We start from the raw sequence: 13665 nt of genomic DNA, 5'->3' as shown, positions 1-13665 counted from the left end.
ATCGTGGTCGAGTGGGTGCGGGCCAGCCGACTCGCATGGTGCCGGTGCGGTTTACGCTTACCGCGCCATCCACGGCCGCGGTCTACGGCGTCACCGGGCCACAGTCGGCGTTCGTCAAGATCCTCCAGGCCCCCCGGCATTCCGCGGTGTTCGCGACCGTGCCGCGAGAACTCCGCGAGCGGTTCGCGCGCGAGTTCCCCTGGCGCGGCGAAGCGGACTTCCTCCGGTCCGGCTTCGAGCTGCCGCCCGGCCTGCGCACACCCGCCGTCTTCCGCATCGACGAGCTGGGTGACGACCGCGTGGCCATGTGGCTGGAGGACGTCCGGTGCACGGACCTCCCCCGGGACCCGCCGCGGTTAGAGCACGCCGCGTACCTGCTCGGCCGCTGGGCCGGGCGGCGGTTCGGCGGCGCCCCCGGGCCGGCGCTCCGGATCCTCGCCGAAGGCAGGATCCACGCGGACGCCATCACCCGCGACGACCAGCGCACGCTCGCGCGAGGGGTGCCGGACCTGCTCGACCGTCTCGACGCCCTGCCGCAGACCACGGGGCACCACGACGCCTGCCCGCAGAACCTCCTGGTCCCGCGCGACGAACCGGACACGTTCGTGGTGATCGACGTCTGCTGGCAGTGCCCGCTCCCGGTCGGCTCCGGCCTGGGCGAGCTCCTCGTCGGACTGGCCGACGAGGGTGAGCTGCCGGTCGCCGCCCTGCCCGTGTTGCGGGAACTGGTCGTCGACGCCTGCCAGGACGGCCTCCGCGCCGAAGGTCACGCCGTCGGCAGGGATGAAATCGCCTTCGGCTGCGACGCCTCACTGGCGATCCGCAGCGCGTTCCACACGCCACCGGAGCTGTCCGCGTACCTGACGCGGCTCGGCCTCGCGGCTTAGGACTGCGCGTCGGCGGCGGGCGGCTCGGTCTCGTCGTGCTGCCAGAGCGCCGACCACACCAGGCCGCGGTTCTCCGTGCCGCCTGTCCGGGTCGTGCTCTCGGGCTGCTCCGGCCACAGGTTGATGGCGCCGGCCGGAATCCGGTGGGTCGTCATGCGATTCACGGTATGCATCCCGTGTTTCACCCCCGTTGCCGGGACCGCGCAGGTGCGTGTCAGGTCACTAGTCGAAGAACCGGGCGAGGTGCGGCGCGCCTGGCGCCTCCGCGGAACCGTCCTTGACCGGCCGCAGCTCGGCGAAGATGCTGGCCCCGTCGCAGTCCGCGTGCAGGGGGAACCAGGTGCGCGACGAGCCCGGCCTGCGGCAGATGCCCTTGATCGTCTGCACGTCCAGCATCCGCACGTGCGTCGGGTCGGCCACCGCGTTCACATAACGCCACCACGGCGACAGCACGTACGCGATGCCGTCCGGGCGCAGCACGCGGTGCACCTCGTCCACCAGCGGCAGGAAATCGATCAGGTGCTCCAGGATGTGCACCAGGAACACCCGGTCCGCGCACGAGTCCGCGAACGGCAGCGGCCCGGACAGGTCGGCGACCACGTCCACCTCGCCGGTGGCCATCAGGTCCACGCCGAGGTTGCCCGGGTACTGCTTCTGGCTGCCGCAGCCCAGGTCGAGGATCAGCGGGTCCCGCCCGCCGACCCGCACGCGGTCCCACACCCCGAACACCCCGTCCAGCCACCCGATCAGCTCACGTGCGGTGTCCAGGTGCGCGCGTTCGCCGACCTCGCCGGTCAGGTGTGCCACGCCGCGGTCGAAGCGGACCTGCAGGTCGAGCCCGCGCAACCGCTCGTCGTATTTGAACAACTCCTCCGCCGCCCGGTCCAGGAACTCGTCCCGGAGCCGGAGGCGCTGCTGGGAAACGGGCTCGGTCATGATCCTCACGGGGAAACGAGGTCGTAGGCTTCGGTGTCCCGGTTCACCACGGTGGTCGGTGACTCCAGGTGCACGGCCCCGGTGGGCAGGATGCCCGCCGCGCCGTACTTGGCGGCGACCTTCATCTGCGCCAGCACGTCCTCGCCGCAGTGCTCCGGCGGCAGCTCCTGCCAGAACTCGAAGCCGCCAACGTTGACCAGGGCCTCGCGGTCGAACATCACGCAACCGCCGACCCAGGCAACCTTGTAGGCGGTCCACTTCGGACGGTGCCGGACCCGCTCCGACAGGTGCGTCGGGTTGGCCGCGTTGTGCAGGGTCCAGCGCTGCCACTCGCGGGTGCCGGGCGTGATCCGCTCCGGCTCCGGCCTGCCGTCCCACTCCTCGTACGGCTCCAGCTCGTGCGGTCGCCGGTCGTCCACGTAGGACAGTCCGGTGACGGCGTTGCCGACCATCCCGCAGCCCAGCTCGGTGATCGCCGAGTGCATGCGGCTGATCGCGCCGGGTTCGAGCCACACGTCGTCGTCGAGGAACAACACGTGGTCCGATTTGGACTGGTCCAGCAGGTGGTTGCGCTGCTGCGCCAACCCGCGCCGGGGCAGGTTCCGGCTCAGCTGGACCGGGTGTCCCTGGTGCCGCAGCACCCGGACCATCGCCTCGGCGGCCGGGGAATCATACGAGGCGTCCCCGTCGGACTGGTCGGCCACGTGCACGGCGAAGTCCGGGAAATCCTGCGCGGCCAGGCCGGACAGCGTGACGGCGAGCTCGGCGGGCCGGTTGCGCGTGGGGATGAGGACGTCGACCCTCATGCGCCCTCCCCGACCGGCGCGGAGGTGCGGATCTTCTCGATCACCGAGGTCGTCGAGTGGTCGGCGACGTACCCGAGCACGCGGACCTCGCCACCATAGGACCGCACGGTCGGCGCTTCCGGCAGCATGTTCTCTGTGTAGTCGCCGCCCTTGACGTAGAGCTGCGGCTCCAGCAGCTTCAGCATTTCGATCGGAGTGTCCTCTTCGAACACCGCCACGTGGTCCACGCAGCTGAGCGCGGACAGCACGGCGGCGCGGTCCTGCGCGGTGTTCACCGGACGGTCCGCGCCCTTGAGCCGTCGCACACTCTCGTCGGAGTTGACCGCGACGATCAGCACATCGCCGAGCCGCTTGGCCTCGTTGAGGTAGGTGATGTGCCCGCGGTGGAGCACGTCGAAGCAGCCGTTGGTGAACACCACCCGGCGCCCGGCCTCGCGGTGCGCGGCGACGGCGCGGGCGAGTTCCCCGGCGGGCACCGCGGCCTCGCGTTCCCGGCTCAGCGCCAGGGACAGCTGCGCCTGGCTGCAGATCGCGGTGCCGTCCTGGTGCACCACGACGTTCGCCGCCGTCTGCGCCAGCTCCATGCAGCTCGTGGTCGGCAGCCCCGCGGCCCGCGCCAGCACGAGCGCCGCCGCGAACGTGTCGCCCGCGCCACTGGCCTGGCTCTCCGGCGCGGGATCGGCCCACGTGCGGTAGCCGCGGCCCTCGCCGGTGAGCAGCATCGCGCCGTGCCGGTCCATGGTCACGACCGCGGCCGCGGCGCCGGTCTTGCCGAGCAGCCTCCGCCGCTCGTCCTCGAACAGGCGCGCACGTTCCTCGCCGGGCTCCGGCAGGTCGGCACCGAGCAGGTTCGCCGCCTCCGCGGCGTTCGGGGTGACGAGGTCGGGCCGGGCCTGCTGCCAATGCTCGAAGTCGTGCGCGTCGACAACCAGCAGCGGGATGTCCGCCCGCAGCCGCGCCATCGCGTCCCGCAGCGGCTTGCCGAGCAGGCCGTTGCCGTAGTCGCACACCATCAGCGCGTCCGCGCCGGCGAGCGCGTTCTCCAGCGCCTGGGTGAGGCGGTTCGTCTGCACCGCGGGCAGGTCGTCGCGGTCGCCCTCGTCGAACCGCAGCAGCACCTGGTCGTCGGCGACCACGCGCTGCTTGCTGATGCTGCGCCGCGACGGCGCGGTGAGCAGGTTCTCGGTGTCGACGCCGTGGGAGACCAGCAGCGCGGCCAGTTCCCGCCCGGGCTCGTCGTCGCCGACGACGCTGACGAACCGGGCCCGCGCGCCCAGCGCGGCGAGGTTCGCCGCGGTGTTCGCCGCCCCGCCGGGGGACAGGGCGCGCGCGCCCACGTCGACGACGGGCGCCGGGGCCTCGCGGCAGATGCGCTCGCAGTGGCCGGACAGCCACACGTCGAGGATCGCGTCGCCGAGCACCACGACCGTGGGCGCGGTCTCCGACAGCAGCCGGACGAGGTCCGGCGTGATGGGGGCCACGTCCTTGGTCTCGCCTGCCATGTCCACCTCCACTCCTTCTCCTGCTCCACCAGTAGCCGGATCTTGCGGTGCGAAACATTTCCGTTTGCTGCCTGCGGAAACGGGCACCTTGAGCGCGTGGTGAATTCCGACGCAGGGCCCGCGGTCGGCCCGATCGAAGCGAAGTGGCCGGACGTGCGCAGGATCGCCGTGCTGCGCGGTGGCGGTCTGGGGGATCTGCTGTTCGCGGTGCCGGCGATGGCCGCGCTGCGGGCGGCCTACCCGGACGCCGAGATCGTGCTGCTGGGCACGGAACTGCACCGTGAGCTGTTCGCCGGGCGCCCGTCGCCGGTGACCGAGGTGCGGCCGCTGCCGCCGTACGAGAACGTGCACGAGCCCGCCGGGAAGCCGTTCGACACGGCGGAGCAGCAGGCCTGGTTCGACTCACTGAAGCCGGCCGACCTGGCCGTGCAGCTGCACGGCGGCGGGCGTAACTCCAACCCTTTCCTGCGCAGGCTGGAACCGCGGTACCTGGTCGGCGCACGGACACCGGACGCGGCGGAGGCCGACCGGTGGCTGCCGTTCCGGTACTACCAGCACGAGGTGCTGCGCGCGCTGGAGGTCGCCGGGCTGGCCGGGGCGCGGCCGGTGGAGCTCGAACCATCCATCACGGTGACCGACGTCGATCGCGCGGCGGCGGAGGAGGTGCTCGACGGGCTGCCGGAGCCGCTGGTCGTGGTGCACCCCGGCGCCGGTGACCCGCGCCGCCGGTGGCCCGCGGAGCGGTTCGCCGAGATCGCGGCCAAGCTCGCGGCGGGCGGGCGCGGTGTGGTGGTGATCGGGGCGCCGGACGAACGTGAACTGGTCGAGCGGGTGGCCGGCCTGGCCAGGCCGCCGGTGCGCGCACTGACCTCGCTGAGCATGTCCGCGCTGGTGGGGGTGCTGGACCGGTGTTCGGCGTTCGCGGGCAACGACAGCGGCCCGCGGCACCTGGCGGCGGCGGTCGGCGCGCCGACGGTCAGCGTCTACTGGATGGGCAACGTGGTGAACGCGGGGCCGCTCAGCCGGTCGCGGCACCGGTTGCTCATCTCGTGGACGGCGAACTGCCCGGTGTGCGGCGTCGACTGCACGCGCGAGGACCTGCCCCGCTGCGAGCACGACGACTCCTTCGTGGCGACGGTCCCGGTCGACCACGTACTGGGTGAGCTGGAGGAGCTGCTGGCCGGGCGGTGAGCCGGGGTGCTCGCGGGGCGGTGGGCCGGGGTGCTCGCCGGGCGGGGAGCTGGCGCGATGGCGCGGCTGGGCGCCACGCCTCCGCGCGCTAGCCATGATCGCCGTTTCTTCGCGGGGAAGGTCAAACGGGTCAGCTCGGCGCGGCCGTCTCCAGCACCCGCGCCGAGCGGGCCACCGCGAGCAGCGCCGCGTCCTCGGCCTGCCGCATCACCGTCGTGACCCGGTCGAACCGCAGCCTGCCGTCCAGTTCGCGGTGGTGCGCGGCCAGCTCGTCCAGGTAGCCGGGCAGGTCGGCGAGCCGGTCGTCGTCCTGGTCCAGGCACGCGACCGCGCCGGCCAGCTGGTCGAGCAGCCGCGCGTACTCCGCGGTGAACTCCGGGTCGGCCTCGTCCTGCTGGGCGGCGGTCACCAGCGCCTCAGTGATGCGCTTGACCTGCTCGGAGACCTCCTTGAGCACGCTCAGCGGCGACTCGAAGGCCGACGGTAGCGGCAGGCGGCCGCGGCGGCGGTGCACCAGCCAGCGGATGTTGAACCGCACGCTCTCGCGTCCCCAGCTGACCGCGTCGTCGGCCCGCACCACCGTCGAATCGAGGCGGCGGGCGTGCCGCAGCCAGCGGGCGGCCGTGTCGGCGTCCCAGTCCTCGCGCAGGTCGCCGGCGAGCGACTGCAGCAGGTCGCGCACCTCGGCGGCCAGCGCGGTCACCGCGTCGCGTGTGTGGCGCAGGTGCACCGGCGGCAGGACCACCGTGTTCACCCCCACCCCGATGGCCGCGCCGAGCAGGCTCTCGGCCATGCGTTCGGCCAGGTAGAGGAGGTTGCCCGCGGTGCCGTAGGAGATCATCAGCAGCGCGGTCACCCCGACCCAGATGCCGCTGCCGCCGAACCGGTGCCACTGGCCGAGCAACATCCCGACGAAGACCGCGGCCGCGAGCGCCAGCGCCGGCTGCCGGATCAGGTGGGCCGCGGCGTAGGCGAGGGCCAGCCCGAGCAGCAGCGCCGCGGTCTGCTGCGCCGCGTTGGTGAGCGAGCGGTAGACCGTCGTGGTCATCAGGAACACGGCGGCGTACGGAGCCATGAACGACTGCGGCGACGGGACGACCACGCGCGCGACGAGCCAGGCGAGCACCGCGGCGAGCGCCATCTTGACCGCCTGCAGCACGGCCTCGCGCTCCCGCCCGGGGAAGCGCGCGGCCCGCCGCAGCCAGTACCAGGGTGACAGAATTCGTGCCATCGATGTTGCGGTACCCGGTCACACTGTCCGGCATGCGCATCAGGACTGCGACCGCGGCCGATTTCGAGCGGCTGCCGGAGGTCGAACGGTCGGCGGGGGAGCGCTTCCGGGACATCGGGATGCCCGAGATCGCCGACGACGTGCTGCCGACGCCCGCGGAGCTCGCGAGCTACCCGTTCGCGTGGGTGGCCGACGACCCGGAACCGGTGGCGTACCTGGTCGCGGCGCCGGTGGACGGTGCGCTGCACATCGAGCAGGTGTCGGTGCACGCCTCGCGCGCGCGCCGCGGGATCGGGCGGGCGCTGATCGAGGAAGCCGCACGGGCGGGTTTCCCGGCGCTGACGCTGACCACGTTCGCCGACGTGCCGTGGAACGCGCCGTACTACGAGCGGTGCGGCTTCGTCCGCCTGACCGCGGACGAGCTGACGCCCGGGCTGCGCCGGATCCGCGCGGCGGAGGCGGCGCGGCGACTCGACCGCTGGCCCCGGGTCGCGATGCGCCGCGCCTGACCCGGCCCGGCCGTCAGCGTGCGCGCACGGACTCCAGCAGGTCGATGGCGACCTGGCGGAGTTTGATGTTCTGCCGCTGCGACTGGTCCACCAGCCGGTCGAACGCCTCGGCCGCGCTGATGCCGTGCACCGCCATCAGCACCCCCTTCGCCTGGTCGATCTCGGCGCGCGAGGTGAGCGCGCTCTCCAGGTGCCGGATCTGCTGGCGCGCGTGGTACCAGCGGCGCGCGTTGCTGATCGCCGCGGAGGCCGCGCCGGTGAACAACCGCATCAGCTTCTGGTCGAACGGGTCGAACGCGCCGTCGACCCGGCTGTACAGGTTCAGCGAGCCGACGAGCTCGTCACCGTCGTGGGTGCCCGCGCCCAGCAACAGCGGCACGGCGAGGAACGCCAGGACACCGCGGTCCTGTGCGGCGGCGGTGAACTCGGGCCAGGTCTCATCGTCCGGTTTGGACACCGCGCGGACCGGTTCGCGCGTGCGGACGGCCAGCAGGCACGGGCCGTCGCCGGCCGCGTACTGGGCCTGGTCGATCCCGGTCAGGTCGTTGTCGGTGGTGGCCGCGGTGCGCGGCCCGGCGTCGTCGAGCAGCGTGACGCTGACCGCGTCGGCGTCGGCGATCGCGTTCACGGCCGTTTCGGCGAGCCGCCGCAGCACCGCGTCGAGCGGCTCCTCTTCGTCGATGCCGAGGCGCAGGTTCTCCAGCGCGAGGGTGACGTCGTCGAGTCTGGCCAGTGGCGCCGGCCGCTCGGATCTGGTCATGTGTGGGTTCTCTCCGCGAGTGCGCTGCCGGGCACACCGCCGGACCGCCGCGCGGAACGCGGGCGGTGGACGGGTGCCGTGACGTGGTGGGTGATCCGGGATCCGCGGCGGATCAGAACCGGAGCCTGCCCCCCAGCACCTTCGAGCACGGCGGGGACGAATGCGGACGTATCCGCTGGAGGTCGTTCATCGTCAAGCCCTTCGCCACGTGGTGCCGTCCGCCGTTCGGACGGCGTTGGGCGCCGGCTGCTTGACGCTGGCCAGGATCATACGTGCCCCCGCGACGGCGACCAACAGAGCCCGGAGAAGTGGGATCGGGTCGGCGCTCAGGAATCCGGCCGGTCCACCTGGGCCCACAGGCTCGGCAGGTTGACCACGACACCCTCCTGGCTGCTGCGCGCGATGATCACGACCGCGTCCTCGTCGCCGGGGTTCTCCTCGCGGTGCGGGACCCAGGGCGGCACGAAGATGTAGTCGCCCGGCTCGGTCTCCAGGCGGATCTCCTCGTCGCCATCGGCGAACACGAACACCGGGTGCCCGGACTTGACGTAGATCGCCGTCTCGGCTTCGCCGTGGTGGTGGTCACCCGAATTGGTGCGCGGGGCGACGTGCGTCTCGCCCATCCAGACCTTCTCCGAGCCGGCCGTCTTGCCGGACACCGCCTCCAGCCGCCGCATGCCGCTGGTCTGCGCGGTGTCGCCGGTCAGCTCGCTGCCCTTGATGTGCCGCAACGGGCGGTGCCAGGCCTCGGTCACGGGACGTCCTTCCAATCCGGTGAAGCTCCGCCTCCCACGGTAGCCGGTTTCGGCGGCCCCGATCGGGGGACGGCCTGTGGTGGAAGGTGTGACAACGACTGCGAGGAGGTCGGAAGCCCATGGCGCAGCTCGTGCGCGACGTGATGACCCGCAACCCGGTGACGCTGTCGCCGGACACCCCGGTGCGGCAGGCCGCGCAGGCGATGCGGGAGAAGGACATCGGGAACGTGCTGGTGCGCGACGGCGATCGCCTGGCCGGCATCGTGACCGACCGGGACCTGGTGGTGCGTGCGCCGGCGGAGAAGGACGATCCGCGGAGCTGCACGCTCGGCGAGGTGTGCAGCGGCGAACTGGTCACCGCGCGCCCGGAGGAGCCCGCGGACGCCGCCATCCAGCGGATGCGGCAGCACGCCGTGCGGCGGATCGCCCGCCATGACGAACACAGGAACCAGACCGCTCGCGGTCGTCACCGGTGCCTCCACCGGGATCGGGCGCGAGCTGGCGAAGCAGTTCGCCTCGCACGGCTACGACCTCGTGATCGCGGCGGAGAACGCGGAACTGGACCACGCGCAGCGCGAGTTGCTGGCGCTCGGCGCGCAGGTCCTGGGCGTGCGGGGCGATCTCGCGAGTTACGACGGGGTCGAGAACCTGGTCGCCGCGGTCGCGTCGGTGGATCGGCCCCTGGCCGCGCTGGCCGTCAACGCCGGGGTCGGCGTCGGCGGCGCGTTCGTGGACGGCTCGCTGCGCGACGAGCTGAACGTGGTGCACCTGAACGTCACCTCGGCCGTGCACCTGGCCCGCCGCCTGCTGCCGGGAATGGTGGAGCAGGCGGCCGGGCGGGTGTTGTTCACGTCCTCGGTCGCGGCCATGACCCCCGGCCCCTTCCAGGCCGTCTACAGTGCGAGCAAGGCGTTCCTGGCCTCGTTCGCCGAGGCGCTGCGCGAAGAGCTGAAGGACAGCGGCGTGACGGTCACCGCCCTGCTGCCGGGGCCGACGGACACCGAGTTCTTCGAGCGCGCCGGCATGACCGACACCAAGATCGCGCAGGGCCCCAAGGACGACCCCGCGGAGGTCGCCGAGCAGGGGTTCGCCGCGATGATGGCCGGGAAGGACAAGGTGGTCGCCGGTTCGGCGCGCAACAAGGTCCAGGCTGCCGCGGCGCGGGCAGTGCCGGACACCGTGAAGGCGGCGATGCACCGCCGGATGGCCCAGCCGGGTTCCGCCGGTCAGTCCTGAGTGGACAGACCCAGGAGTACGCCGGTGAGCCCGTCCGGTGCGGTGACCATGCACTCGTGGCCGGTGCGCAGCCCGGTGACCGGCCACCCGGCCTCCCGCGCCAGCCGGGCCAGCGGCATCCGCTCGTTGTCCAGGCACACCACGGCGTGGCAGGGGATGGACTCGACCGCGCCGGTCAGCGTCGTCGGCTCGGCGAACGACCGGCGCGGCTGCGGGACCATGTTCGCCTCCAGCCGCTTGACGTCGGCGGGGTCCGTCACGCCGACGGCCGCCGCGGGGGGCACGCCGATCAGCCCGTCGACCGTCATCGAGTCCACCCACTCGGTGAACCACCCCGGCGCGCGGCTGTCCAGCGACTCGCCGTCCAGGCCGAACCACGCGTCGACGAGCAGCAGCCGCGCGACGTGTTCCGGCACCCGGTCGGCGGCCTCCCGGACGACGAAACCGGCGTAGCTGTGCCCGACGAGCACGACGTCGTCCAGGTCCGCCAGCAGGGCGGCCACCTCGGCGGCGTGCGTGTGCAGACCGGCTCCGGCGTCCATCGGCAGGTCCGGCGCGATCACGTGGTGACCCCGCGCTCATGCCACCTCCCGCCACTCGGTGAACCGCTTGCCCGCCTCATCGGTCGACAGGCCCAGCTGCTCGCACATCCAGTGGAAGTCGAAGAAGAACCGCTCGTGGGCGATCAGCCCGTCATGCACCTGCCAGTGGCAGGCGAACGGCAGCTCGAACGACTTCCCGGTCGGTTCGATCCCGGCCAGCGCACCGCGCATCGTGGCGCTGATCGTGCCTGCGCCGACCACGAGGTCCCCGGCGGTGCGCAGGTAGTCGGCGCGCACGCGGTAGTCGCGGAACGCGCGGAAGAACCCGGCGAACTGGCGCTCGGCCTCCGCGCGCCGTGCGCGACGGCCCGGAAGGGGACGGTTTCGATGACCACGTCGGGGTCGCATTGGGCCAGTGCGGCGCCGGTGTCGGCGCGGCTCTTGGCTTCGGCGTAGGCGCGGACTGCTTGTTCCACGGTTCCACCTCAGTCGGTGACGGTCAGGACGACTTTGCCGGTGGTGTGGCCCTCGGCGAGCAGGTTCAGGGCGCGCTCGGCCTCGGTCAGTGGGAACGTCTCGCTGACGTGCGGCGACAACTGTCCCTTGTGGACCAGGTCGGTGAGCGCGGCGAGCCCGGCGGCGTCCGGGTCGACGAGGTAGCCCACCGCGCGCACGCCGAGTTCCGCGGCGCGCTCGTGCAGCCCCGGCGTCCACGCGGACTGGCCGCTGACCAGCAGCCCGCCCGGGCGGAGGGCGCGCAGCGCGGTCAGGCCGTGCTCGCCGCCGAACATCTGCACCACCACGTCCACGTCCCGCGCGGGCGGCCCGGTCCGATGATCGGTCACTTCGTCCGCCCCCAGCGCGCGCACGAACTCGTGCTTCGGCGGGCTAGCCGTGCCGATGACGTGCGCGCCGCGGGCCTTCGCGATCTGGACGGCGAGGTGCCCGACGCCGCCCGCCGCGCCCGAGACCAGCACCCGCTGTCCGGCCGCCACGCCGGCGACCTCGGTGAGGATCTGCCACGCCGTCAGCCCCGCCAGCGGCAGAGCGGCCGCTTCGGTGAAACCGAGCCCGTCCGGCATCGGCGCGAGGTGACGGGCCGGGGCGGTCAGGTAGTCGGCGAACGCGCCGGCCGCGCGCGGGAACCACGGCATGCCGTAGACGCGGTCGCCGGGCGCGAACCGCGTCACGCCGTAGCCGACCTGCTCGACCACCCCCGCGACGTCCTAGCCGTGGGGGTGGGGCAGCGACAGGACCATGTTGTAGGCCTGGCCGATGGCGGTGTAGTGGTCGACGGGGTTGACGCCCGCCGCGAAGACCCGGACCAGGACGTCGCCGGGGGTGGGCCGGGGTGTGGGCACCTCGGCCACTTCGAGCGGGCCGCGCCACGCCCGCTGCAGTACCGCTCGCATGGTGTCTCCTCCAAGTTAGTGGACACGCGTACGGTAAGTTCGCGCGGTTGACAGTGGCAATTCTCCGCAGGGAATCGAGCAAGCGGTGGACGGCTGTCCGGGATAGACTGGCCGGGTGGCTGACGTGCATGTGGACAAGCGGGTGCAGCGCGGGCTGCGCTCGCGGCGGGCGATCCTGGACCGGGCGATGGACATCGCGTCCGTGGAGGGGCTGGAGAGCCTGTCCGTGCGGCGGCTGGCCACGGAGCTGGACGTGAGCAAGAGCGGGGTGTTCGCCCAGTTCGGCTCCAAGGAGGAGCTGCAGCTGGCGACGGTGCGCGCGGCCGTCGAGGTGTTCGTCGGCAAGGTCGTGAAGCCCGCGCGGAAGGCCCCGGCGGGGCTCCGGCGGGTGTGGGCGCTGGCCCAGTCGTGGCTGGCGTACGTGCGGCAGCCGGTGTTCGAGGGCGGGTGTTTCTTCGTCGCGACCGCGGCCGAGTTCGACGCCCGTCCTGGCCGCGTGCGCGACGCGATAGCCGCCGGACGGCGGGACTGGCAGTCGCTGTACCGCACGACGATCGCCGAGGCGCAGGAGCTGGGCGAGATCGACCCGGACGTGGACCCGGCGCAGCTGGCCTTCGAGCTGGACGCGCTCACCAGGGCCGCCGCCGAGGACGCCCTGCTGCACGACGACCCGTCCCGCTACGACTACGCCCGCACGGCGGTCCGCGCCCGGCTGGCGGCGGTGGCGACGCCGGACGCTCCCGCCTTGCCTGCGGACTGAGAAGTTCCGTGCCCCGGCGGTTAGCGAAGCCGCCCTCGTGGAACACGTCCGGCATGAAGGTCGTGGTCACCGGGGCGTCCGGCAGCATCGGCACCGCGTTTCTGCGTGCGGCCGCGCGCAGGCCCGGCTGGGAGGTCGTCGGGCTGGCGCGCCGGATCCCGGACGCCCGTCCACCGTACGACGGTGCCCAGTGGATCGACTGCGACCTCGACTCCGACACCGCCCCGGACGTCGTACCGAAGGTCTTCGCCGGGGCGGACGCCGTCGTCCACCTCGCCTGGGCCATCCACCCGGGTGCCGACGAGCCGCCGCGCAACCGGACCAACATCGAGGGTTCGCAGGAGATCCTGGCCGCCGTCGCCGAGGCCGGGGTGCCGCAGCTGGTCTGCGCGTCCTCGGTCGCCGCCTACACCCCGGCCCCGCGCTGGACCCGCGTGGACGAGGACTGGCCGCGCACCGGCGTCCCGGGCAGCGCCTACAGCCGTGACAAGGCACGCCTGGAACGCCTGGTCGAGCTGTTCGCCCGGCAGCACCCGGACGTGCGGGTCGCGGTGTTCCGGCCGTGCGCCGTCGCCCAGTACGACTCCGGCGCGCAGCTCGCGCGGTGGACGCTGAGCCCCCTTCTGCCGGCCGCGTTGATCGGCAACCGCCTGCTGCCGGTGCCGTTGTGGAGCGGGTTGCGTGCCCAGGTCGTGCACGCCGACGACGTCGCCGACGCGATCTGCCGCATGCTCGACCAGCGTGCCGAGGGCGCCTTCAACCTGGCCGCCGAACCGATCCTCGGCGTCAACGACCTCGCCGAGTTGTTCGGCGGTTTCCGCGTCCCGGTGCCGCGGCGGCTGGTCACCACCCTGGCCCTGCCGACGTGGCGGCTCGGGTTGCAGCCGATGCACCCGGGCTGGCTCACCCTCGCCGACAAGGCGCCGCTGGTCGACACCACCCGCGCCCGCGCCCATCTCGGCTGGGAACCGCGGCACGACGCGAAGGAGGCGCTGGCCGAACTGGTCGCCGGGATGCGCGACGGCAGCGGCACCGGCAGCGGTCCGCTCGCGCCGCGGGGTGCGGAATCGTGGCTGGAGCGATTGGCTGGGATCAGGCTGGGGCGGCCCAGTCGTCAGACGCAGGCCTAGAAGGGAGC

At 72.9% G+C, this 13665-nt stretch carries 17 protein-coding genes and 1 pseudogene; 7 read left to right on the top strand and 11 right to left on the bottom strand.

Annotated elements, in window-relative coordinates:
- Positions 1-35 precede the first annotated feature (35 nt).
- On the top strand, positions 36-887 hold the full coding sequence (locus AMETH_RS28170; protein ID WP_017984552.1) for a hypothetical protein: 852 nt from the start codon (positions 36-38) through the stop codon (positions 885-887).
- Here the strand turns inward: AMETH_RS28170 and AMETH_RS38845 are convergent.
- The 4 genes from AMETH_RS38845 to rfaE2 all read right to left on the bottom strand — a co-directional run bounded on the left by AMETH_RS38845 (position 884) and on the right by rfaE2 (position 4131).
- Entirely contained in the window at positions 884-1042 is a 159-nt protein-coding gene (locus tag AMETH_RS38845) for a hypothetical protein (protein ID WP_017984551.1), read from the bottom strand. The two genes, AMETH_RS28170 and AMETH_RS38845, sit on opposite strands and share 4 nt — an antisense overlap.
- A 67-nt stretch (positions 1043-1109) precedes the next feature.
- Entirely contained in the window at positions 1110-1823 is a 714-nt protein-coding gene (locus AMETH_RS28165) for a BON domain-containing class I SAM-dependent methyltransferase (protein ID WP_038532452.1), read from the bottom strand.
- Positions 1824-1828: 5 nt separating this feature from the next.
- Complete coding sequence (locus AMETH_RS28160; RefSeq protein WP_017984549.1) at positions 1829-2629, bottom strand: glycosyltransferase family 2 protein; 801 nt, start codon at positions 2627-2629, stop codon at positions 1829-1831.
- Positions 2626-4131: a D-glycero-beta-D-manno-heptose 1-phosphate adenylyltransferase gene (gene rfaE2, locus AMETH_RS28155; protein WP_223842958.1), complete on the bottom strand. Its 1506-nt coding sequence runs from the start codon at positions 4129-4131 to the stop codon at positions 2626-2628. The genes AMETH_RS28160 and rfaE2 overlap by 4 nt, the downstream gene beginning before the upstream one ends.
- Before the next feature lie 96 nt (positions 4132-4227).
- On the opposite strand from rfaE2, the gene AMETH_RS28150 reads away from it, so the two are divergent.
- Positions 4228-5322, top strand: a complete 1095-nt coding sequence (locus AMETH_RS28150; RefSeq protein WP_017984547.1) for a glycosyltransferase family 9 protein — start codon at positions 4228-4230, stop codon at positions 5320-5322.
- A gap of 130 nt (positions 5323-5452) precedes the next feature.
- On the opposite strand, the gene AMETH_RS28145 is transcribed toward AMETH_RS28150, so the two are convergent.
- Positions 5453-6553, bottom strand: coding sequence for an FUSC family protein (locus tag AMETH_RS28145; protein WP_038532449.1), 1101 nt, complete (start codon positions 6551-6553; stop codon positions 5453-5455).
- A gap of 2 nt (positions 6554-6555) precedes the next feature.
- On the opposite strand from AMETH_RS28145, the gene AMETH_RS28140 reads away from it, so the two are divergent.
- Positions 6556-7062 (top strand): GNAT family N-acetyltransferase, encoded by a 507-nt coding sequence (locus AMETH_RS28140; protein WP_017984545.1) that lies wholly within the window; start codon positions 6556-6558, stop codon positions 7060-7062.
- Positions 7063-7075: 13 nt separating this feature from the next.
- Here AMETH_RS28140 and AMETH_RS28135 read toward each other — a convergent pair whose 3' ends face one another.
- Both AMETH_RS28135 and AMETH_RS28130 read right to left on the bottom strand, forming a co-directional pair.
- Positions 7076-7822: an ANTAR domain-containing response regulator gene (locus AMETH_RS28135; protein ID WP_017984544.1), complete on the bottom strand. Its 747-nt coding sequence runs from the start codon at positions 7820-7822 to the stop codon at positions 7076-7078.
- 326 nt (positions 7823-8148) lie between these two features.
- A complete protein-coding gene (locus AMETH_RS28130) occupies positions 8149-8577 on the bottom strand; it encodes a cupin domain-containing protein (protein WP_017984543.1) in 429 nt (142 codons plus the stop codon).
- 119 nt (positions 8578-8696) lie between these two features.
- Between AMETH_RS28130 and AMETH_RS40935 the strand changes: the two are divergent.
- Positions 8697-8849 (top strand): annotated as a pseudogene (locus tag AMETH_RS40935) (CBS domain-containing protein); the annotation flags it as partial.
- A gap of 160 nt (positions 8850-9009) precedes the next feature.
- Positions 9010-9813: an SDR family NAD(P)-dependent oxidoreductase gene (locus AMETH_RS28125; RefSeq protein ID WP_017984542.1), complete on the top strand. Its 804-nt coding sequence runs from the start codon at positions 9010-9012 to the stop codon at positions 9811-9813.
- Here the strand turns inward: AMETH_RS28125 and AMETH_RS28120 are convergent.
- From AMETH_RS28120 to AMETH_RS42255, 4 genes are all read right to left on the bottom strand, one after another.
- The gene (locus tag AMETH_RS28120) at positions 9804-10376 is read right to left on the bottom strand and encodes an alpha/beta fold hydrolase (RefSeq protein ID WP_017984541.1); all 573 of its coding nucleotides are present in this window, start codon (positions 10374-10376) and stop codon (positions 9804-9806) included. The genes AMETH_RS28125 and AMETH_RS28120 overlap by 10 nt on opposite strands.
- A gap of 15 nt (positions 10377-10391) precedes the next feature.
- A complete protein-coding gene (locus tag AMETH_RS28115) occupies positions 10392-10763 on the bottom strand; it encodes an ester cyclase (RefSeq protein WP_209436817.1) in 372 nt (123 codons plus the stop codon).
- Positions 10764-10840: 77 nt separating this feature from the next.
- Complete coding sequence (locus AMETH_RS28110) at positions 10841-11569, bottom strand: NADP-dependent oxidoreductase (protein ID WP_017984539.1); 729 nt, start codon at positions 11567-11569, stop codon at positions 10841-10843.
- A 12-nt stretch (positions 11570-11581) separates the two neighbouring features.
- Positions 11582-11767, bottom strand: coding sequence for a hypothetical protein (locus AMETH_RS42255; RefSeq protein WP_017984538.1), 186 nt, complete (start codon positions 11765-11767; stop codon positions 11582-11584).
- A gap of 115 nt (positions 11768-11882) precedes the next feature.
- Here AMETH_RS42255 and AMETH_RS28105 point away from each other — a divergent pair, with 115 nt between their 5' ends.
- Positions 11883-12527: a TetR/AcrR family transcriptional regulator gene (locus tag AMETH_RS28105; protein WP_026153440.1), complete on the top strand. Its 645-nt coding sequence runs from the start codon at positions 11883-11885 to the stop codon at positions 12525-12527.
- Positions 12528-12580: 53 nt separating this feature from the next.
- Positions 12581-13657 (top strand): NAD-dependent epimerase/dehydratase family protein, encoded by a 1077-nt coding sequence (locus AMETH_RS28100; protein WP_017984536.1) that lies wholly within the window; start codon positions 12581-12583, stop codon positions 13655-13657.
- Positions 13658-13665: the final 8 nt, after the last annotated feature.

This window comes from Amycolatopsis methanolica 239, assembly GCF_000739085.1.
Lineage (GTDB): Bacteria > Actinomycetota > Actinomycetes > Mycobacteriales > Pseudonocardiaceae > Amycolatopsis_E > Amycolatopsis_E methanolica.
The sequence above is the reverse complement of the archived record's forward strand: the minus strand, read 5'-3'. Positions and strand labels throughout refer to the sequence as shown.

Bases quoted from the DNA above. Each gene is read 5' to 3' on its own strand.
- AMETH_RS28170 (WP_017984552.1), top strand. From the start codon at position 36: ATGGTGCCGGTGCGGTTTACGCTTACCGCGCCATCCACGGCCGCGGTC.
- AMETH_RS38845 (WP_017984551.1), bottom strand. From the start codon at position 1,042: ATGACGACCCACCGGATTCCGGCCGGCGCCATCAACCTGTGGCCGGAG.
- AMETH_RS28165 (WP_038532452.1), bottom strand. From the start codon at position 1,823: ATGACCGAGCCCGTTTCCCAGCAGCGCCTCCGGCTCCGGGACGAGTTC.
- AMETH_RS28160 (WP_017984549.1), bottom strand. From the start codon at position 2,629: ATGAGGGTCGACGTCCTCATCCCCACGCGCAACCGGCCCGCCGAGCTC.
- rfaE2 (WP_223842958.1), bottom strand. From the start codon at position 4,131: ATGGCAGGCGAGACCAAGGACGTGGCCCCCATCACGCCGGACCTCGTC.
- AMETH_RS28145 (WP_038532449.1), bottom strand. From the start codon at position 6,553: ATGGCACGAATTCTGTCACCCTGGTACTGGCTGCGGCGGGCCGCGCGC.
- AMETH_RS28140 (WP_017984545.1), top strand. From the start codon at position 6,556: ATGTTGCGGTACCCGGTCACACTGTCCGGCATGCGCATCAGGACTGCG.
- AMETH_RS28135 (WP_017984544.1), bottom strand. From the start codon at position 7,822: ATGACCAGATCCGAGCGGCCGGCGCCACTGGCCAGACTCGACGACGTC.
- AMETH_RS28125 (WP_017984542.1), top strand. From the start codon at position 9,010: ATGACGAACACAGGAACCAGACCGCTCGCGGTCGTCACCGGTGCCTCC.
- AMETH_RS28115 (WP_209436817.1), bottom strand. From the start codon at position 10,763: ATGCGACCCCGACGTGGTCATCGAAACCGTCCCCTTCCGGGCCGTCGC.
- AMETH_RS42255 (WP_017984538.1), bottom strand. From the start codon at position 11,767: ATGCGAGCGGTACTGCAGCGGGCGTGGCGCGGCCCGCTCGAAGTGGCC.
- AMETH_RS28100 (WP_017984536.1), top strand. From the start codon at position 12,581: ATGAAGGTCGTGGTCACCGGGGCGTCCGGCAGCATCGGCACCGCGTTT.